The sequence below is a fragment of the Burkholderia sp. JP2-270 genome (assembly GCF_003233675.1).
In the GTDB taxonomy this organism is placed as follows: Bacteria; Pseudomonadota; Gammaproteobacteria; order Burkholderiales; family Burkholderiaceae; genus Burkholderia; species Burkholderia pyrrocinia_C.
The window spans coordinates 106024-125107 of record NZ_CP029825.1 but is presented as its reverse complement, the minus strand read 5'-3'; the positions used below and the strand labels follow the sequence as shown (position 1 = coordinate 125107).

Annotated in this window: 18 protein-coding genes; 17 read left to right on the top strand and 1 reads right to left on the bottom strand. The window is 61.5% G+C overall.

Features of this window, described 5'->3' with window-relative positions; all coding sequences use genetic code 11:
- Nucleotides 1-129: 129 nt before the first annotated feature.
- The 6 genes from DM992_RS18210 to DM992_RS18185 all read left to right on the top strand — a co-directional run bounded on the left by DM992_RS18210 (nt 130) and on the right by DM992_RS18185 (nt 7511).
- The gene (locus tag DM992_RS18210) at nt 130-1362 is read left to right on the top strand and encodes an MFS transporter (RefSeq protein WP_204356154.1); all 1233 of its coding nucleotides are present in this window, start codon (nt 130-132) and stop codon (nt 1360-1362) included.
- A gap of 199 nt (nt 1363-1561) precedes the next feature.
- Nucleotides 1562-2983 carry an indoleacetamide hydrolase gene (iaaH, locus tag DM992_RS18205; RefSeq protein WP_111018044.1) on the top strand — a complete coding sequence of 474 codons (1422 nt, stop codon included), beginning with the start codon at nt 1562-1564 and terminating at the stop codon, nt 2981-2983.
- A 36-nt stretch (nt 2984-3019) separates the two neighbouring features.
- On the top strand, nt 3020-4204 hold the full coding sequence (locus tag DM992_RS18200) for a substrate-binding domain-containing protein (RefSeq protein WP_111018043.1): 1185 nt from the start codon (nt 3020-3022) through the stop codon (nt 4202-4204).
- 4 nt (nt 4205-4208) lie between these two features.
- Nucleotides 4209-5054 (top strand): branched-chain amino acid ABC transporter permease, encoded by an 846-nt coding sequence (locus DM992_RS18195; protein ID WP_111020278.1) that lies wholly within the window; start codon nt 4209-4211, stop codon nt 5052-5054.
- Nucleotides 5032-6807: an ATP-binding cassette domain-containing protein gene (locus DM992_RS18190; RefSeq protein ID WP_111018042.1), complete on the top strand. Its 1776-nt coding sequence runs from the start codon at nt 5032-5034 to the stop codon at nt 6805-6807. The genes DM992_RS18195 and DM992_RS18190 overlap by 23 nt, the downstream gene beginning before the upstream one ends.
- Entirely contained in the window at nt 6804-7511 is a 708-nt protein-coding gene (locus tag DM992_RS18185; protein ID WP_239511409.1) for an ATP-binding cassette domain-containing protein, read from the top strand. The genes DM992_RS18190 and DM992_RS18185 overlap by 4 nt, the downstream gene beginning before the upstream one ends.
- A 68-nt stretch (nt 7512-7579) precedes the next feature.
- Here the strand turns inward: DM992_RS18185 and DM992_RS18180 are convergent, their stop codons facing one another.
- Nucleotides 7580-8317, bottom strand: a complete 738-nt coding sequence (locus tag DM992_RS18180; protein WP_239511408.1) for a helix-turn-helix transcriptional regulator — start codon at nt 8315-8317, stop codon at nt 7580-7582.
- Between the two features lie 458 nt (nt 8318-8775).
- Here DM992_RS18180 and DM992_RS18175 point away from each other — a divergent pair, with 458 nt between their 5' ends.
- The 11 genes from DM992_RS18175 (at nt 8776) to DM992_RS18125 (ending at nt 19049) form a co-directional block, all read left to right on the top strand.
- The gene (locus tag DM992_RS18175) at nt 8776-9834 is read left to right on the top strand and encodes a porin (RefSeq protein ID WP_239511407.1); all 1059 of its coding nucleotides are present in this window, start codon (nt 8776-8778) and stop codon (nt 9832-9834) included.
- 273 nt (nt 9835-10107) lie between these two features.
- Nucleotides 10108-10392: a multidrug efflux SMR transporter gene (locus tag DM992_RS18170; protein WP_239511406.1), complete on the top strand. Its 285-nt coding sequence runs from the start codon at nt 10108-10110 to the stop codon at nt 10390-10392.
- Nucleotides 10393-10994: 602 nt separating this feature from the next.
- A complete protein-coding gene (locus DM992_RS18165; protein WP_239511405.1) occupies nt 10995-11501 on the top strand; it encodes a hypothetical protein in 507 nt (168 codons plus the stop codon).
- Nucleotides 11502-11532: 31 nt separating this feature from the next.
- Entirely contained in the window at nt 11533-12030 is a 498-nt protein-coding gene (locus DM992_RS18160) for an Lrp/AsnC family transcriptional regulator (protein ID WP_111018039.1), read from the top strand.
- Nucleotides 12031-12181: 151 nt separating this feature from the next.
- Nucleotides 12182-13261: a homoserine dehydrogenase gene (locus DM992_RS18155; protein ID WP_111020275.1), complete on the top strand. Its 1080-nt coding sequence runs from the start codon at nt 12182-12184 to the stop codon at nt 13259-13261.
- The gene (locus DM992_RS18150; RefSeq protein ID WP_111018038.1) at nt 13258-14688 is read left to right on the top strand and encodes an aldehyde dehydrogenase family protein; all 1431 of its coding nucleotides are present in this window, start codon (nt 13258-13260) and stop codon (nt 14686-14688) included. The genes DM992_RS18155 and DM992_RS18150 overlap by 4 nt, the downstream gene beginning before the upstream one ends.
- An 80-nt stretch (nt 14689-14768) precedes the next feature.
- Nucleotides 14769-15566, top strand: a complete 798-nt coding sequence (locus DM992_RS18145; RefSeq protein ID WP_111020274.1) for an ATP-binding cassette domain-containing protein — start codon at nt 14769-14771, stop codon at nt 15564-15566.
- A gap of 31 nt (nt 15567-15597) precedes the next feature.
- Nucleotides 15598-16377, top strand: a complete 780-nt coding sequence (locus tag DM992_RS18140; protein ID WP_111018037.1) for a transporter substrate-binding domain-containing protein — start codon at nt 15598-15600, stop codon at nt 16375-16377.
- A 71-nt stretch (nt 16378-16448) separates the two neighbouring features.
- A complete protein-coding gene (locus DM992_RS18135) occupies nt 16449-17126 on the top strand; it encodes an ABC transporter permease subunit (RefSeq protein WP_111018036.1) in 678 nt (225 codons plus the stop codon).
- 13 nt (nt 17127-17139) lie between these two features.
- Nucleotides 17140-17835, top strand: coding sequence for an ABC transporter permease subunit (locus tag DM992_RS18130; RefSeq protein WP_111018035.1), 696 nt, complete (start codon nt 17140-17142; stop codon nt 17833-17835).
- A 44-nt stretch (nt 17836-17879) separates the two neighbouring features.
- Entirely contained in the window at nt 17880-19049 is a 1170-nt protein-coding gene (locus DM992_RS18125) for an aminotransferase class I/II-fold pyridoxal phosphate-dependent enzyme (protein WP_111018034.1), read from the top strand.
- Nucleotides 19050-19084: the final 35 nt, after the last annotated feature.

Sequence of the window (19084 nt, the reverse complement as noted above, 5' to 3'; positions counted from 1 at the left end):
ATCGTTCCATGGCGAGCCGGTCGGAGGTTTTCGTGTCGCTGCCGTGTTGGCTTGATACCGATTGAAACTGGATGGCTTTTCTTCTAAGCAACGGTCATCCAGTAACGACGATATACTTAGGATATCGATATGAGCTACAAAGAAAATAGAAGCTACGAATGGAAGATGGTCATCTTTCTTGCGGTGCTGTTCGGCATCGTGGGTCTCGACCGCCTGGTCATCGTTTATCTGTTTCCGGTTCTTCTGCCGGAACTCAAACTGAACAACACGCAGGCAGGCGCCATCGCCTCGGTTCTAGCGTTGACGTGGGCAATTTCGACATGGTTGCTCGGGAGCCTGTCCGACCGCCATGGGCGTCGCAAGATTCTGCTCGGGTCTTCAATCTTCTTCTCGGTGATGACTTCCTTTACCGGCGTCGCCAAGTCGTTCCACAGCATGCTGCTCGTGCGAGGCCTCCTTGGCGTGGGAGAGGGGGGCGTCTTCAGCGCCAGCGTCGCGACCATCGACGAAATATCGACGCCGAGCCGGCGCGGCTTGAATCTGGGCATTCATCAGTCGTTTTTCCCTCTTCTGGGTATCGGCCTTGGACCGATCATTGCTACCCAACTCGTGATGCATATGCGCTGGGAGTGGGTGTTTTTCGTTCTCGGCATCCCGGGGCTTTTGCTGACGTTCCTGATCGGCAGGACCATGCGAAAGTCGGAGGCTAGTCGCGATAAGCAGGCCCGATCGGCATCGGGCGGCCCCTTGACCGTGTTGAGATACAAGAACATCTGGCTGACCACGGTCATCGGATCGCTTTTCCAGACTGGCCTGTTCGTTTTCTCGACGTTTGTCGCGCTCTATCTGACCAAAGTAGTAGGCCTCAGCCTTGGCACGGTTGGCCTGATCATATCCGGATGGGGTTTCGGCGGGTTTATCGGGATGATCGCTGTTCCGGCGATCTCTGACCGTCTTGGACGGCGTATCGTGCTCGTCGTTTCTGCGGCTTGCTATGGAGTGCTGATGTTGGCGTTTGTTCTTTGTCACGCTTCTCCGATCGTCATGTTCGCCAACCTCTTTGCTGCCGGGATTTGTGGCTTCGGCATCGCGCCGCTCTTTCTTGCCGTGATTCCCTGCGAATCCGTACCGTCGACGCTGACCGGCTCAGCCGTAGGCGTTCCAACCGCTGTCAGTGAACTCATTGGTGGGGTCCTGATGCCTGTGGTGGCAGGTGGGCTCGCCGACACGTTCGGTCTGGGTTATCCAATGCTGATCGTCGGGGGGGTGTCGTTGGTGAGCGCTCTCGTGGGGATGTTTCTCGATGAAACGGTGCCCGCGGTGACGTCGAAGCATTCCATCTCGAACATCGACGCGGCCTGAACGTCCGGCAAAGAGCAGGCGGATTTCAGATCCGTTGCGCGGACTCGCGAGATCAAGGCCGCTGACGTCGGTCGTGGGGCTGAATCGGGGGCGGTGATGCGACGCTGCCAGGGCTGACTGCGTCGTCGTCATTTCTGACGATGCACTACAAAAACGCCGAGGCGCAATCTACGAAGACCGAAATGTAAGAGAGACGTAGATGCCAACCCTGCCGCAGCTTTCAGTCGTCGACGCAAAAGGTGCGATCGATCGACGCGAGATCTCCTGTCTGGAATACGTTCAGGCGCTGGTGGATCAACAGGTCAAAACCGAGTCGCTGAACGGGTTCGTGTATTTCGACCCGAAGGAATTGTTGCAATCGGCGCGGGCGCATGACGAATCGCTGGCCGCCCGGACAGGCCGGATGTCACTTGCAGGCATTCCATTGGCAATCAAGGACAACATTGACTGCGCGGGCATGCCGACAGCCGCTGGAACGGCAGCGCTCCGCGACGCTGTACCTCGAGCGAACGCTCCAGTCGTGGCACGTGTGATCGAATCGGGTGCGTTGGCCGCCGGCAAAGCCAACATGCACGAACTTGCGTTCGGCTGCACGAACGACAACGGATTTTTTGGCCCGGCCCGCAACCCCCATGACCCGTCCAGAATTCCCGGAGGAAGCAGCGGCGGGTCTGCCGTACTGGTGGCAAGTGGTGCGGTGCCGGCGGCGCTCGGCACTGACACGGGCGGATCGGTACGCATTCCGGCGGCGCTGTGTGGATTGGTCGGCTTTCGTCCTACGCATGGCCGCTATCCGTCCGAGGGAGTCGTACCGATATCGCCCACGCGTGATACGGTCGGCCCGATCGCCCGCACGGTCTCCGACGTGATGTTGCTGGACGAGATCCTGTCTGGAAGTGGTTCGGCGCTTCCCGTTGTCGACGGCGCACGTGACTTTCGCCTGGCGGTCCCGTACTCGACGTTGTGGGAGGGGCTGTCATCCGATGCCCGGCCGGTACTCGAAGGCGCCCTGCAGAAGCTCGAGGATGCAGGCTTCGAACTGGTCGACGTAGACCTGCGACGTTATCCGTTTTTCCGTGCGCCGAAGAGCGCAATCATCCCTTTTTTCGAGTTCGGCGGTGCCGTGAGTCGCTATCTGGAAACCGGTGGCGTGGCCGTGACGCTCCCGGAGATCGTTGCCCGGATCAAAAGTCCGGATGTGATCCGGATCGTCGGCGACATCCTGGGGGCCGGTGCGATTTCCGCGACCGAATATGCCGAAGCGCTTCTCGCGCGAGAGCGGTCACGTACGTCTTACGTGGCGTGTCTTCGCGAAGTGGAGGCAGACGCACTGCTATTTCCCACCGTCCTGATTCCGGCTTGCAACATCGGTTCTGAAACCGTGGCGGTCGGGTCCGAAACGCTCGATGTCTTTGCCGCGTACACACGAAATACCGAACCAGGCAGCAACGCAGGGGTACCCGGCATCACTGTTCCCGCAGGTCTGACCCAGGATGGCCTCCCGGTTGGGTTGGCGCTGGACGGTGCGCCGTATTCGGATCAGCGAATCCTGCAGATCGGCAAGGAAATGGAGCGCGTTCTGTGCGCCGCGACGTTTCCGCGTCTCTACCCACACGTTTAATCCATCCGGCAACGGCTTAACGAAAAAGGCAAGCAAATGAATCGTCGAAATATCCTGAAAAGTATTGCGCTCGGTGCTGCAAGTGCCGCGGTGGGCGTCGGGGGGCTCGTTCCGGCATCGGTACGTGCGGCAAACCAGCCGCTGAAGTTGGCGCTGATGGCGCCGATGAGTGGGCCGGCCGCATTTTTCGGCCAAGCCTGCAAAAACTGTGCGGCAATGGCGATCGACGAGATCAATGCGCGCGGGGGCGTTTTGGGGCGTCCCCTCGAGTTGCTGGTGGGAGACGCCGGCGCTGCACCTTCCGAGTCGGCGCAGACGGCACTCCGTCTCTGGAAGCGCGACAAGGCGGAGGTCTTTGTCGGATCGCACGATAGTGCAGTGCGCACGGCGCTGGAAAGTCTGTTTCGAGGCCAGGTGCCTTACTTCTATACCCCGATGTACGAGGGCGGCGATTGCGCGAAGGGCACGTTCTTCGTTGGCGAGACGCCCGCGCAGCAACTGACGCCGGTCATTCCGTGGCTGACCGCCAAACACCAGGTCAAGCGCTGGTTCCTGATCGGCAACGACTATATCTGGCCACGCAAATCGAACGAGATGGCGAAAAAGGCGATTCCGGGTTCCGGCGCGACTGTGGTCGGCGAAGAGTACGTTCCGTTCGACGTCGACAACTTCGACGCGGTACTCGGAAAAATCCGGGACAGCAAGGCGGATGCGGTCTTCATCACGCTGGTGGGCGGGTCGGCCGTCACGTTCAACAGAAGTTTCGCGAGCTTCGGTCTCAGCGACAAGATGATCCGTTTCGGCACGATGATCGAAGAAAATACATTGATCGGCATCGGTGCGTCCAATTCCAAGAACCTCTACTCGGCTTCCGGCTTTTTCGCGACGCCGACCGCGACGTCCGGACAGTTTCTGGAGCGCTATCACAAGCAGTTCGGTGCTTCGGCGGTTTTGAGCAGCATCGGCGAGTCGACGTACGAAGGCATCCTGATGTATGACGCCATGACCAGGAAGGCGAACTCTGCGTCGATTGGCGATCTGACGAAGGCTTCCGACGGGGCAAGTTACAAAGGCCCGCGCGGCGTGGTCACGATGAAGTCCCGCAATGTGACGGCCGACATCTTCCTCGCCAAGGCATCAGGCGTCCGATACGACATCGCCAAGACGTTCTCACAACTTGGCTCGGCCGAAACCTGTGCGAGCGGAGCGGCCGCGGGTTGAAGTCATGCTTCTTTCCTATCTCCTCAATCTCGGGTACGCATGTGCGGCCCTCGCGCTCACGACGATCGGTCTGGCAATCGTGTTCGGGCTGCTGGGCGTGCTGAACATGGCGCATGGCGAGTTCATCATGCTGGGTGCGTACTCGGTGGTCGTCGTGCAGCGTCTCGAGTTGCCCGCTTTGCTTGCGATACCTTTGGCGATCGTTGTATGCGCTGCTATCGGATGGATCGTCGAGCGCCTGCTGGTACGTCCTTTGTATCAGCGGCCATTCGATACCTTGCTCGCAACCTGGGGCGTTTCGATCCTTCTGCGCGAAGGCGTGGTGGCATTGTTCGGAAAGGGTTACCAGGACGTGACGGGTGCGGATGGTGCATCGATAAATGTCCTTTGCACCCAGTATCCGGCGTTCCGGCTTGCGATGATGCTCGCGGTGGGCCTGGCATTCGCCGGGCTCGCGGCATGGTACAGCCGTAGCCAGACGGGCGCACGGATTCGAGGCATGGTCGCGAATCCCCTTCTCGCCAAGGCGGCCGGCATCAATACGACCCGCCTGGCCAGCGGCACTTTCATAACGGGTGTAGTCCTGGCCGGGTTGGCGGGAGTGCTTCTCGCACCGATCGTACGGGTCGAGCCGTACATGGGCCTCGACTATCTGCTCAATTCGTTTTTCGTGCTCGTCGTCGGCGGGCTGGGCAGCCTGCTCGGTCTCGCGGTAGGCACGTTCGTCATCGGAGGAACGCAGGTCGCCGTGTCGAGTTTCATCGATCAAACGTCGGGCTATACCGCGGTTCTGATCCTGTCCATCTATTTCTTGTGGAGTCGCCCAAATGGCCTCGTCGCGCGCCGTTGAAACGTCCCTCCAGATTGTCACGGCGGCGATTCTTCTCAGCTTGCCGCTGTGGGCAGGTGACTACAGCGCAAACCAGATCGGGCTTCTGTTGCTGTATGGAATGGCAACGCAAAGCGTTGCTTTGTGCTGGGGCAATTCGGGTTTTTTGCCGCTGGGCCAAAGCCTGTTCTTCGGCCTGGGCGCGTATGTCAGCGCCTTTGTATTGCGCTCCGCAGCCGCATCCGGCGGCGAATGGCAGATTATTCTGCTGCCGCTTGCAATCGCCGTGCCGGCGGCCCTGGCCTATGCAATCGGACTTATCGTCTTTGCGCGCCGGATCGACAGTGGGCCGTTCTTTTCGTTGATTACTCTTGCGTTATGCATGTTGGGGTTTCTGGTCGCCAATCAATGGAGCAGCGTAACCGGCGGCTTCAATGGGCTAACCGATATCCCCGACCTGCCGATGACCGACAGGTATGGAAATCTGTATTACGTGATCGCGACGGCTTCGGTTGTCGTCACGGCACTGATCACCTGGTTGAACCGCAGACCGATCGGGACGCTCTGGGCCGCCACTTCAGAGAATGAAGATCGCCTCCAGTTTTTTGGATTCGCGACGCACAAACTGAAGGCTGCCGCTTTTGGCCTCTCGGGCGCAATCGCGGGTTTGGGTGGCGCCCTGTATGCGCCTCATGAGGGTCTTGTCGGTCCTCAGGCGGTCGGTGTGGCGTTGTCGGCGCAGTTTGTCATCTGGGCGGCCGTCGGGGGGAAGCGCAGTCCGCTGGGCGCGCAACTCGGTGCCGTCGTGATCGGACTGCTCGCAGCGACCTGGCGTGATCTGTTCACCTATTGGGAAGTGCTGGTTGCGCTGATTTTCATCGGTGTGGTGCGGCTATTTCCCGATGGCCTGGCCGGCGCGGCCACGGCGCTTGCCCGCGTTGCGGGTCTACGCGTCGCGAACACAATTCCTGAGAAACGGATGGATGCGCCCGACATCGCGACGATTGACATACGACCGGCTCAATCCATGCTGCTTAGTTTCAGGAAGGTGGAAGTAAGCCAGGGTAGCGTCAACATTCTCAACGGGCTCGATCTTGAGGTGGGAGCCGGGGTCATCAATTGTTTCATTGGCCCCAACGGCGCCGGGAAGACGTCGACATTCAATGCAATGACGGGCCGCTTGCCAGTCCGTTCAGGTGAAATCCACTTTCGCGGGGCCGAGATTTCGTCCTCTCAGGCCTGGCAGGTCGCCCGACTGGGAGTCGGCCGCAAGTTTCAGATTCCCACTGTTTTTGCCCAGTTGTCCGTCAACGAGAATCTTCAGATCGCCCTGTGGGCGAATCGGATACGTCCTCGAGAGATGCTGACTGCGGCGCCCCTGCATTGGAATTCAGTTCAACGAGCTCGCACGCTGGGAAAATTCGGGTTTCTCGAATCGAACATGGCTGTCCGTGCGGGAGATCTTTCTCAAGGGATGCGCCAGATGCTGGAGTTCGCGATGGTGGCAATCACGGAGCCGCGTCTTTTGCTCCTTGACGAGCCGTGCGCCGGCCTCTCGGCACACGAAACCCGTCACATGATGGACGCGATCACGTCGACCGTCGGCGAACTGGAGGCGTCCGCCATCGTGATCGAGCATGACATGAGCGCGCTCGAAAAGATCGCCAGCAACGTGGTGGTCCTCCATCAGGGAAGAAGCCTCGCGGTCGGATCCCTGTCGCAGATCAAGATGTCGGCGGAGGTGAAGGCGGTCTACTCGGGAGGAAGAAAATGAGCGAACTGCAGCGAGAAGCAATGTTGAGGTTTTCATCGATCGTCGCCGGCTATGGTGACACGATGGTGCTCAAAGGGATCAGTGGCGAGGTGGCCGCGGGTAACGTCCTCGGTGTATTCGGCCGCAACGGTGTGGGCAAGTCGACGCTGATGCGCGCGTTGACGGGCGTCATCCAGCCCACGTCCGGTGCGGTAATCGTCAACGGCGGTGACGTCGGCAAAGTGCCGCCGCACCAGCGAAGACGTTTAGGGATGAGCTACGCGCCGCAGGAGCGCGTTGTCTTTGACAATTTGAGCGTCGCAGACAACCTGACACTCGGATTCAAGACCAGAAGTCTGGAAGCATACGACGACTTGTTCCGGATTTTCCCGCGTCTGAAAGAGCGGTTGTCGCAGCCGGCCGGGAAGTTGAGCGGTGGTGAAAAGAAGTTGCTTTCCTTCGCCAGAATCATCGCGGAGCGTTCGCCCCTCACGCTGATCGACGAGCCATCGGAAGGTGTTCAGCAGGAGAACCTGGAGCGGATGGCATCCGTTATCCGGTCTCGAACCGCCGAAGGGGCGGCGTTTGTGGTCGTCGAACAGAATCTGACGTTTCTGACTTCGATCACCGACAATTTCATCGGCTTGGATCATGGAGAGATCGTGCTGTCGGGCGATTCGATCGATATGTCGCGCGACCAGCTCGAAGCCGTATTGGCGGTTTAGTCTCTCGTATCAAACGATTCGTCGCGTCGCGTCGCGCGCGCCCGACCGTCGACCGTGCCGTTCAATACTCATGACGGCGCGGTCGTTCTGGTCGCGGCGATGGAAGCCGCAAGCTCCGCGCGATTGGAGAATCCCTTCTTGTCCATGATCCGCCGCAAATGGGTACGCACGGTCGACAAGCTGATGCAGAGAAGACGGCCGATATCCTGATCGGTACAACCCTTCGCGACAAGTTGGGCGATCTCGCTCTCACGATCCGTGAGACCGGTTGCGCTACCTGCGCGACGTTTGATGGCACGGCAAAGGAACGGCTCGAGCGCGTCAAGCACGAGTTTGTCGCGCATCTCGAATTCAGGTCGATTCTTTGTCCGCCAGATTCTCAGATCGCTGAGCTGGCGTTCGCCGTCGAAAACAAACACGTTGATCCCGTGATGCATACCATCCTGCGCGAGAAACTCGTTATAGAACTCACTTTTCTCTAGTGCAGGCCGATCCATCACTTCTTCCACCAACGTGGCCCTGCGCATCCTGCAGAGCTGCGCCGTCATCGGGTCATTGTGCTGGTACCAGCTTGTATAGCGACGCACGTGATCCGAGTCGACATTGACCGCAATCGGGTCGGTGTATGTCCCTTTTCCGGCATCCCAGTTGTACGAGACGCAGAAGTCGGATCGCAGCAGCCGGGTCAAGTCTGACAAAACGACGCGCCTTACATCCACCATCGGTCCGAGCTCTTCGAGCCGTCCGATGATGTCCCCGAAAAGTCGGAGTTCGTCGAGCGTGAGGTCGTGAACGGGTGGCTTCAAGGATGCCTCAGCGGTAGGAGGAATCGGGAGACGGTATATGCGGCTGCCCGGAAAGACCGGTTCGCATTACACATCAAGCATAGCAGGGCAAAAATCCCGATCGGCAACGAACTTCGCTTCCTTTACCTGTTCGTTGTATTCATGCCGCAGTTGGATCCGTGGCATGCCTGACGATCAAAAAGGGACGCTCGCCGGGGCCCACGAATTTCGTGAGCGAGCGATCGGGCGAGGGTGTTCGTGTCGACATTTCTAACGATGGGGCTCAAAAAACGCCGCTCATAGAGTAGACGCGCAGTGGGAAGCGGACGTGCTGAGACTGTTCGTTGTAGCGAGGCAAGCTGGAGGATTACCCGGAGACGCCTGCCCATTGACCAAACGATTCCGATGCATTTCCAGCGGGACGTTTTCCTCAGTCATTTTCGTCAACGAAAACTACTCTATAAAATTAGGAAAGCGATATGAATATGGTCATCAAGCGAAGCATGGTGGTGTGCGCCGCGGTTGGGTGCGGCGTGGCACATGCGCAGTCGTCAGTGACGCTGTACGGGCTGGTGGATGCGGGCATTACGTACACGAACAATGCGACATCGAGCGCCGGACATGGCGCGCTCGTACAGTTTGCGTCCGGGTCTTCGCAGGGAGATCGTTGGGGGCTGACGGGTAAAGAGGACCTGGGTGGCGGGCTCAAGGCGATCTTTACGCTCGAAAGTGGCTTTCAACTTTCCAACGGGGCCTTGGCGCAGAGTGGACTGTTGTTCAATCGCGCAGCCTTCGTCGGCCTTGATGGGCGGTTCGGGACGCTGACGCTCGGGCGGCAATACGACTTCATCGGCGATATTTTCCCGGCATACTCGATCGCAGGAAACACGGCAGCGGGTATCCTCGGGTGGGGAATTCCGGCGTATGCTGCTGGCGGGTATACGCTTGATAACCGACTGTGGGGCGATAACGTCAATAACTCGGTGAAGTATCTTTCGCCAACGATTTCGGGTTTCAGTGTCGGTGCAATGTACGGTTTCGGCAATGTCGCCGGCTCATTGGGAACCAACAGCTCGATGAATTTTCTGCTGAACTACACCCAAGGTGGGCTCGCCGCATCGCTGTCGTATTTCAAACAGCATAACGCGACAAATTCGGCGAATTTGACGGAATACGCCGGCGGTGCAACTTACAGCCTGGGGAAAGCGCAGATATTTGGTGTAGTGACCGATGTTCAGTTGAGCAGCGGCACCAAAGCTCGGGCGCTGACCTATGACGGTGGCATGACTTATTTTGTCAGGCCCGACATTTCGCTCGGAGCAGGGTTCCAGTTCCAAGAGCGCAACAACGGGGTCGGCAGCGCGAATCAGGTGACCATCGGGGCGGATTACTTCATTTCCAAACGCACGGACGTTTATTTCGTTGGGGCGCTTGCACATGATCATGCGCACGGCGCTCAAATCGAAGCAGCGCTCGGATCGCCGTCCAGCACGAGTTTTCAGACTGCGGCGAGGATTGGCATTCGGCACAAGTTCTGACTGTTTCGGGTCAAGAGCGATGGCGAACCGGTGGTTCGCCAATTTGTCGGGGAGGGCAACCTGCTTTCCGCGTTTAGTACGGTGACGATGTCGAGTCCGATCCAGAGACGAGCGGCAATCAAAAATGCGATTGACCGACGAGCAGATCATCCGCATTTTGCGCGAGACTGCTGTCACTCACCTGCGGATTCGATGCAACGCGTGGGGTGTGATCCGTGAGAGGAAATACTTTGATATCCTCTGTCGGCCACATCCAACCTGAAGGCAGGACCTATGTTTGTCGTCCCCAGTCCGCTTGCTGCCTGGTCGATCGTTGTCGCTTCCGGCTTATTGGAAGTCGTCTTCTCCGTGACGATGAAGCTCTCTGAGAGCTACACAAAAGTACTGCCCGGCGGGATATCGATCGTGGCGTCCGCACTGAGTGTATGGCTAATGAGTCTTACATTGAAAATCCTCCCACTGGGAGACGCTTACGCCGTATGGGCAGGAATTGGTGCAGCAGGAACGGTGTTGGTCGGCATCGTCTGGTTCCATGAGCCGTCTTGCTCGGGCGGCTGATCTGCATTGCTCTCGTAGTCGTGGGCATCGTCGGTTTGCAACTGCAGGAAGGCATCTAGCTCAGCGTATCGATGTAAATCAATGGAATAGGGTATCGAGTCGTCGGGGTGGCTTCGTGGTTTGAGTCACCCGTGGCCGATAGCAGATTCGCCTCGCGCCATCAGGCGTCCGCAGAATGTGTTGGCCTGCATCCCGGATGTTGTCATCTTCCCGCCCGCGCCCGTCACCGGACCTGCCGAGAACCTGGCTGAATGCCAAACGTCCAGTCGTCATCATTTTTCGACGCTTTACGTCGAAATTCCTGGCTGTTGAGATTTTTTTGGTCGCACCCGCGCGATATTATTTCTTCAGCCCCAAACATCGTCAGCCAATCCACGAAGTGCGCCAGGATCCCTACGACGCGGCCCCCGCAAGCACGAGAGAGTTGTATGCCGGACACGCCAATCGTCATCGTTGAACACGCCCGCAGGCGAACCGCTCAAGTCCGGGCCGGCGACGTCCCCACCACGTTGCGGGATGGCCCGAAGTGGGTATGCCGGATCGTCCCTGATCACGCGCAGCGGTCCTGCGACGGGCACCGGTCCGCCGCAAGCGCGGCTGGAATGCTCGGTCGACTGAAGCCTGCGAACGTCGTGTTGACGGACCCTGTCCCGAGCGCCGGCGGCTGGCTGGCGCGTTCTTCGTCCGACGGGGTAGGCCGGTGTCGCGCCTATGCACATCTCGGCGCGGACCGGATCCTCGAGATGGTCGGAATGCCGGGCGTCGGCCCCTGGCTCGGCGAGCACGACACCTGGTGGCCCGGCGCGTACGAACTGCCGCTGCTCGAGCAGTTGTCCGCGAACGCGTCGCCTCTGCGCGACCTGCTTGGCGCGACTGCCCCCGCCCATCTGCTGATGAGCCTGACCGAAGTCGACGGCACCGCACTCGTGACCGAATCGGACGATGGCATCGAGCGTCCGTTCCGTATTCCTGCCGGTGTGGATACGATCCATTTCGCACCAGTATGCATCTGCGGGCCAGTCGCGCAGTGGCGCGAAACGCTCGTCACCGCGTTCGACCGTATCCGGCATCTGGTCGGGCTCAGGTCGGCCCGACCTTTCTATCTTTGACGCAAGCACCCGCTTTCCGGCAGGCCACGCTATGACCGACGCACTCGACTCCTTCGACCGCAAGATCCTGAATATCGTCCAGCGCGATTGCACCGCGACTGCGGACGCCATTGCCGAACGAATCGGTCTGTCCACGTCGGCCGTGCAGAAGCGGCTGAGGCGCATGCGCAGCGAAAAGATCATTTCGGCGGAAATTGCCGTTGTCGATCGCGCGGCGGTCGGTAGGCCGATGACGTTCATTGCGGCGATCGAGATCGAACGCGAAAACTACGAGACGGTCGCCAGGTTCCGCGAGTGGTCGAAGGCGCATGACGAAATCCAGCAGATCTACTACGTAACAGGCTCCGTCGACCTGATCGCGATCATCACCGCACACGACGTCGAGGCGTACGACCGGTTGTCCGCGCGGATCATGCAGAGCAACCCGATGATCCGCCGGATCAACACGAACGTCGTGCTGAGCGCGGTCAAGGTCGGACTGTTCGTGCCGGTCGACAAGGACGGCGACGACGAACCGTCGGTCACCTGACGCGCTTTTCTCGCGTGGCGACGGTCGATCCGCCCGTCCCGCGTGACAAACCGCAACGGGTGACTGCCTGAATCGGGCGAAACGCCTAATTTGAAAATCGATTCGCATAACTAACCTGTGTCATGTAGTCAATGAACAGGAGATGATCAAGATGGAACTCAAACTGGCACTGGTCGGTTTCGGCGGAGTCAATCAGGGACTGGTCGAACTGCTCAAAAAGAAGCGTGCAATGCTGGGTGCGGCGGGACTCGACGTGTCGGTGACGATGGTCGCCGACCTGCGGCTCGGGATCGCGACGAATCCCCGCGGTATCGCGTTGGACGTCCTCGACGAAACGGCGCGGCGGGGCGTCGATGCCGAAGCGCTGCGCCGCGATCCCGGCACGCTGGTGTCGCCGGACGTCGGCCTTGGTGCGGTGCTGAAGGCCATCGCATCGGACCACGTGGATGTCGTCATCGAGGCGACCTTCACGGATCCGAATACCGGTGAGCCTGCGCTGTCGCATTGCCGTACCGCGCTCGAATGCGGCAAGCACGTGATCACGACGAACAAGGGGCCGATCGCGCTCGCGCAGCCGGCACTGGTGCGGATCGCCGCGCAATCGGGTGCCTGTGTGATGTACGAGGGCACGGTGATGAGCGGCACACCGGTGCTGCGGCAACTCGCGACCTCGCTGCGCGGCTGCGACATCAACGGCTTCGCCGGCATCCTGAACGGCACGTCGAATTTCGTGCTCGGAGAGGTTGAGGCCGGTGCGAGCTTCGATGCGGCGATCCGGGATGCGCAGCAGCGCGGCTATGCGGAGGCGAACCCGGCGGCCGACGTCAACGGTTCGGACGTACAGCTGAAAGTCGTCATTCTGGCGAACGCGCTGTGGAATGCCGGCATCGAGCGTGGCGACGTGACGTGCCGCGGCATCGTCGAGCTGACCGAGCACGACGTGCGCGCAGCGGCGGCCGAGCGCATGTCCTGGCGGCTGATCGGTTCTGCCGTCCGCCACACGGACGGCACAGTCACCGCGAGCGTCGAACCGCGCAAGCTGCCGGCCGGCCATCCGCTGCTTGCCGCGAACGGCGTGACGAACGCGATCACGTTCGACACCGACGTGCTCGGCGGGGTGACCATCAGCGGGCCCGGTGCGGGGCGCGAGGAAACGGCGTTTGCGATCCTCTCCGACCTGATCGAACTCGCGGACAGGATTGGCGCAGCTGCGCACGAGGTGGCCGCATGAGCGCGCGCGATGCGGTGATGGCCGACTGCACGGGAGCCGGCGTAGCCGAGGTTCGGTCGCCGTATGACGGCTCGATCGTCGGCCAGGTTCGTCTGTCGCGTGCCGACGCGGCGCCGGCCCTCGTCGAGCGCGCGCTCGACGGCGCGCGTGCGGCCGCAACCATGCCACGCAGCCAGCGGGCCGACATCCTGTCTCGCGCAGCTGCGAGCGTGGAGGCGCAAGCGGAGGCATTTGCACGCACGATCGCGCTCGAAGCGGGCAAGCCGCTGCGGCAGGCCCGCAAGGAGGTCGCGCGCTGCGTGAATACGCTGCGCCTGTCGGGCGAGGAAGCGAAACGACTCAACGGCGAGACGATCCCGTTCGACGGGTATTCCGGCTCCGAGGATCGCAGCGGCTACTACACGCTGGAACCGCTGGGCGTGATTCTCGCGATCACGCCCTTCAACGACCCGCTGAACCTCGTTGCACACAAGCTCGGACCGGCGATCGCGACAGGCAATGCGGTAATCCTGAAGCCCTCGTTGCTCGCGCCGCTGTCCGCACAGGCGCTCGTCGAAGTCCTGTGGGAAGCCGGTGCGCCGCGCGACGCGCTGCAGATCGTGCACGGCGGCGCGGATATCGCGTCTGCTCTGGTGCGCGATCGGCGGATCCGGATGGTGACCTTTACCGGCGGCCCACGGACCGGCGAAGCCATCACGCGCGATGCTGGACTCAAGAAGGTCGCGATGGACCTGGGCGGAAACGCGCCGGTGATCGTCATGGCTGACTGCGACCTGAAGGATGCCGCCGAATCCTGCGTGTCGGGCGCGTTCTGGGCGGCGGGACAGAACTGCATCGGCACGCAGCGGATTTTCGTCGCCGAGGCCGCGTACGAGCCGTTCGTCCGGTATTTCGTCGAGCTGACCGGCAGGATGGTCGTCGGCGATCCACTGGACGACGCGACTGACATGGGGCCGATGATCGGGGAGGAACAGGCGATCCGCATCGAACGCTGGGTCGACGAAGCAGTGTCGTGCGGTGCGACGGTGCTGACCGGCCATCGGCGGCGCGGGGCGCTGTATGAACCGACGGTGCTCGCGGATGTGCCGCACGACGCGCGTGTATGGACCGACGAGGTATTCGCGCCGGTCGTGACGATCGAGAAATTCGCCGACCTGCAGCAGGCGTTCGACGCGGCCAACGCATCGGAGAGCTGCCTGCATGCAGGCGTGTTCACCAACCGCCTGGAGGTGGCGCTAGGCGCGGCCGAGCACCTGCAGGCGGGCGGCGTGATGATCAACGATTCGTCCGATTACCGCTTCGACGGCATGCCGTTCGGCGGATTCAAGCATGGGTCGCTGGGCCGCGAAGGCGTTCGGTTCGCGATGACGGAAATGACGCAGCCGAAGGTGGTCTGCTTCAGGCGGAACCGGCGGCTGTCGAGCTGATGCGCAAGCGCCGGCACCTGGCGGGCCGGCGCGGCGCGAACCGGGGCGGTGTGTGCAACGTATCGAAGAAGGAGTCGAGGATGCCAGCAGCAATTCCTGCATGCAAGCCGGCGGCGGACGCGCTGGTGGTCGAGGATATTCACAAGTCGTTCGGGGGTGTCGAGGTGCTGAAGGGCATCTCGCTGACCGCGAAGAATCACGAGGTCGTGTCGATCCTCGGCAGCAGCGGGTCGGGCAAGAGTACGTTCCTCAGGTGCATCAACTTGCTGGAAATCCCTGACCGCGGCCGGATCTGCGTGAACGGCGAAACGCTCGCGCTGAAGCCGGCAGGCCGCAGCGGCGCGCTCGTCGCGGCCGATGCGCAGCAGGTGATGCGCGTGCGCCGCAAGCTCGCGATGGTGTTCCAGCAGTTCAATCTCTGGGCGCACATGACCGTGCTGCAGAACGTGATGTTCGTGCCTGTTCGCGTGCTCGGCGTGCCGAAGCGCGACGCACGCGACAAGGCGATCGCGATGCTCGAACGGGTTGGGCTTGCCGGCAAGTGCGAACACTATCCGAACCAGCTCTCGGGCGGCCAGCAGCAGCGCGTCGCAATTGCACGTGCACTCGCGACCGATCCCGACGTGATGCTGTTCGACGAGCCGACGTCGGCGCTCGATCCCGAGCTGGTCGGCGAAGTGTTGAAAGTGATGCGCTCGCTGGCCGACGAGGGACGCACGATGCTCGTCGTCACGCACGAGATGGGGTTTGCACGCGAAGTCGCGAACCGCGTCGTGTTCGTCCACCAGGGACGAATCGAGGAAGACGGCAGTCCAGACGAGGTGTTCGCGAGCCAGAAGTCGCCGCGTTTCCAGAAGTTTCTGTCCAGCATCATTTGATGCGGATTCAATGCCAACCGGAGAGGAAATCATGAAAAAGCTGCTTCAGTCGCTGTGCGTGGGCGCGGCATTGCTCGGATCGGTCGCGCATGCCGAGCAGGTCGTGCGGGTCGGCACGCTCGCCGATTACGCGCCGTTCGAATACAAGGATGCGTCCGGCAAGCTGCAGGGCATGGAGATCGACATCGGCAAGAAGATGTGCGACACGATGAAGGTCAAGTGCCAGTGGGTGACGTTGGATTTCGATGCGCTGATTCCGGCCCTCAAGGCGAAGCAGATCGATGCGGTGCTCGCGCAAATGTCAAAGACGCCGGAGCGCGAGCAGTCGGTGGACTTCACGCGCATTTTCACGACGGCACCCGTGCAGTTCGTCGCGAAGCAGGGCTCGGGCATCACGGACAACGCCGCCACGCTGCGCGGCAAGACGATCGGCGTTCAGACCGCATCGACGCACGAATCCTATCTGCGCCGCCGCCTGCCGGCGAGCAAGTCGGGAATCAACGTGAAGGTCTATCAGACGCTCGACGAGGCATGGCTCGATCTCGAGGCCGGGCGCGTCGATGCGGTGTTTGCCGACAACACGGTTGCGTACGACTGGCTGACGAAGGCCGGCAGGAAGGAAGGCTTCGACTTCGTCGGCAAGCCGATCGCCGATGCGGAGATCTTCGGCGACGGTACGGCGATCGCGGTACGCAAGGGCGACGCGTCGCTGAAGGCGTTATTCGACAAGAGCATCGCGCAGGTGCAGGCGGATGGCACGTTCGCCGCAGCCAACAAGCGCTATTTCCCGTTCAGCATCGCGCCGCAATAACCGCGCATCGGGACCGCGCGGTCGCCGGACGGCGGCCTGCGCGATCCGGGCTCACAAGGAGCGATATTACGATGGATATCTTGGTGAACTACGGCGCGCAGATCGCAGCTGGCGCGCTCGTCACGCTGGAGCTTGCAGTCGCCGCGCTGTGCGTCGGCATGCTGCTCGGTATCGCGGGGGCATCGGCCAAACTGTCGAGCCTGGGCTGGCTCAGACATGCGACCTATGCACTGACCAATTTCCTGCGCGGCATTCCCGAGTTCCTGATCCTGCTGATCTGCTACTTCGGGCTGTCGCGCCTGCTCAACGCGCAATTCGATGGCGCCTTTGTCATCAGCCCGTTCTCCGCCGGCGTGATCGCGCTCGCCGTGGTGTTTGGCGCCTACTCGTCGGAGATGTTCCGCGGCGCGTTCATCGCGGTGCCGCCCGGACAGATCGAGGCCGCGCGCGCGTACGGGATGACACGCCTGCAGGCACTGTGGTACGTGCGCCTGCCGCAGGCGTGGCGCATCTGCCTGCCGAGCCTGAACAACATGTGGCAGAACTTGCTGAAGGACACGTCTCTGGTATCCATCGTCGGGCTCGAGGACATGTTGCGCAAGGCTAACATCGCCGCGCAGTTCACCAAGCAGCCATTCGTCTTCTACGTGACGGTCGGAATCGTCTATTTCGGCTTTCTCGCTGCATCAAACCCCGTGTTCGCGTGGCTCGAGCGCATCGCGGGACGCGGCTACGCAAAACCCATCTGAGGAGGGCCAGGCGATGAACGACTTTCTCTCCCTCATCGTGCAGTCCGGCCCCGACGTCGCGCGCGGCATAGGGATCACGCTCGAGCTGCTGGTGCTGTCATGCACGCTTGCGTTCGTGCTCGCGGTTCCGCTGGCTGTCGCGCGCACGTCGGCGTGCCGGTGGCTGTCGACACCGAGCCGCCTGTTCATGTCGGTATTTCGCGGCACGCCGCTGCTGGTGCAGATTTTCGTGCTGTATTACGGGCTCGCGCAGTTCTCGATCGTGCGTGCGTCGCCTCTGTGGCTGCTGGTCGGCGGATCGTTCTCGTGTGCGCTGTGCGCGCTGACGCTCAACCTCGCGGCCTACATGGCGGAGGACATCCGGGGCGGGATCGCGGGCGTCCCCGCCGGCGAGAAGGAAGCCGCGCTCGCGTTCGGGATGAGCCGCATCATGCTCACCTGGTTCGTGATCGTGCCGCGCGCGATCGGCATCGTCGCACCGACGCTCGGCAACGAGATCGTGCTGCAGCTGAAGTCGACCGCGCTGGCCAGCACGATCACCGTGCTCGACCTGACCGGTGTCGCGCGACGCATCTCCATCGAAACCTATACGACCGACGCGCTGATGCTGGCCGGCATCGTGTACGTCGGTATCACGGCCGTGCTTTCGACCGTGCTCAAACGCGTCGAAGGTCTGCTGAATCGCCATCTGGGCAGCGTGCGTGCTTGACGGGCGCCGCATGAACGCGACACAACGAACGATCCGAGGACGACATGGGATACAAGCTTGAAACGCTGGCTCTGGCTGCGGACCGCGACGTGACCGACGAGAAGTCGGTCGCGCCGGCGATTCACTATTCGGCGGTGTTCAAGGCAGCCGGCAGCGAGGAATTCGCGGAGATGTCGAGCGTGCCGCAGCATCCGCGCAACTACACCCGCTACGGCAATCCGGTTCACGAGCGCGTCAAGGCGATCATGGCGGAGCTCGAGGGCACCGAGACCGCGCTCGTCACGGCATCCGGAATGGGCGCGATCGCGACCGCGATCCTCAGTGTCGTGAAGGCCGGCGATCACGTCGTCGGCCAGACGCGTCATTACATGAGCACCACGAAGATGCTCGACGACATGCTGCTCCGGTTCGGCGTCGAGGTGACGTTCGTCGACCAGACCGACGTGGCCGCGTTCGATCGTGCGATCCGGCCGAACACGCGGTTGATCGTGCTCGAGTCACCGGTCAATCCGCTGCTGCTCGTGACCGACATCGCCGCGGTGACTGAAATCGCAAGAGCCCGCGGCATCCTGACGCTCGCGGACAACACGTTCGCGTCGCCGGTCAACCAACAGCCGCACCGGCTCGGTGTCGACATCGTCGTGCACAGCGCCACCAAGTATCTGGGCGGCCATCACGACCTGACCGGCGGCGTGATCTGCACGAGCCGGGTGCTCGCCGAGCAGATCTGGCATACGCACATCACGCTCGGGGCGGTGCTTTCGCCGATGGACGCGTGGCTGCTGTTGCGCGGGCTGCGCACGCTGCCGATGCGCGTCGAGCGGATCAACGCGAACGCTCAGGCGCTCGCCGAATTCCTGGAAGCTCACGCGAAGATCGAGCGCGTGTTCTATCCGGGCCTGCGCAGCCATCCGCAGCATGGGCTGGCATGTCGGCAGATGCGCGGTTTCGGCGGCGTGGTTGCGTTCGGTGTACGCGGAGGGTACGGCGAAGCGCAGCGCTTTGTCGAGGCGCTGCGCTTGCCGCTGAATGCAGGCAATCTCGGCGGCGTCGATTCGCTCGCGATCCATACGGCATCCATGTGGGCCGGCACGATGTCGGCGGAGCAAATGCGCGCTGCCGACATCCCGCTCAATTTCATCCGCTATTCGGTCGGCATCGAGCACATCGACGACCTGAAAAGCGATATCGCGCAGGCATTGGAGCAGATCTGACACGGATCAGCGCGCCCGCTCGATCGACGCCGCAC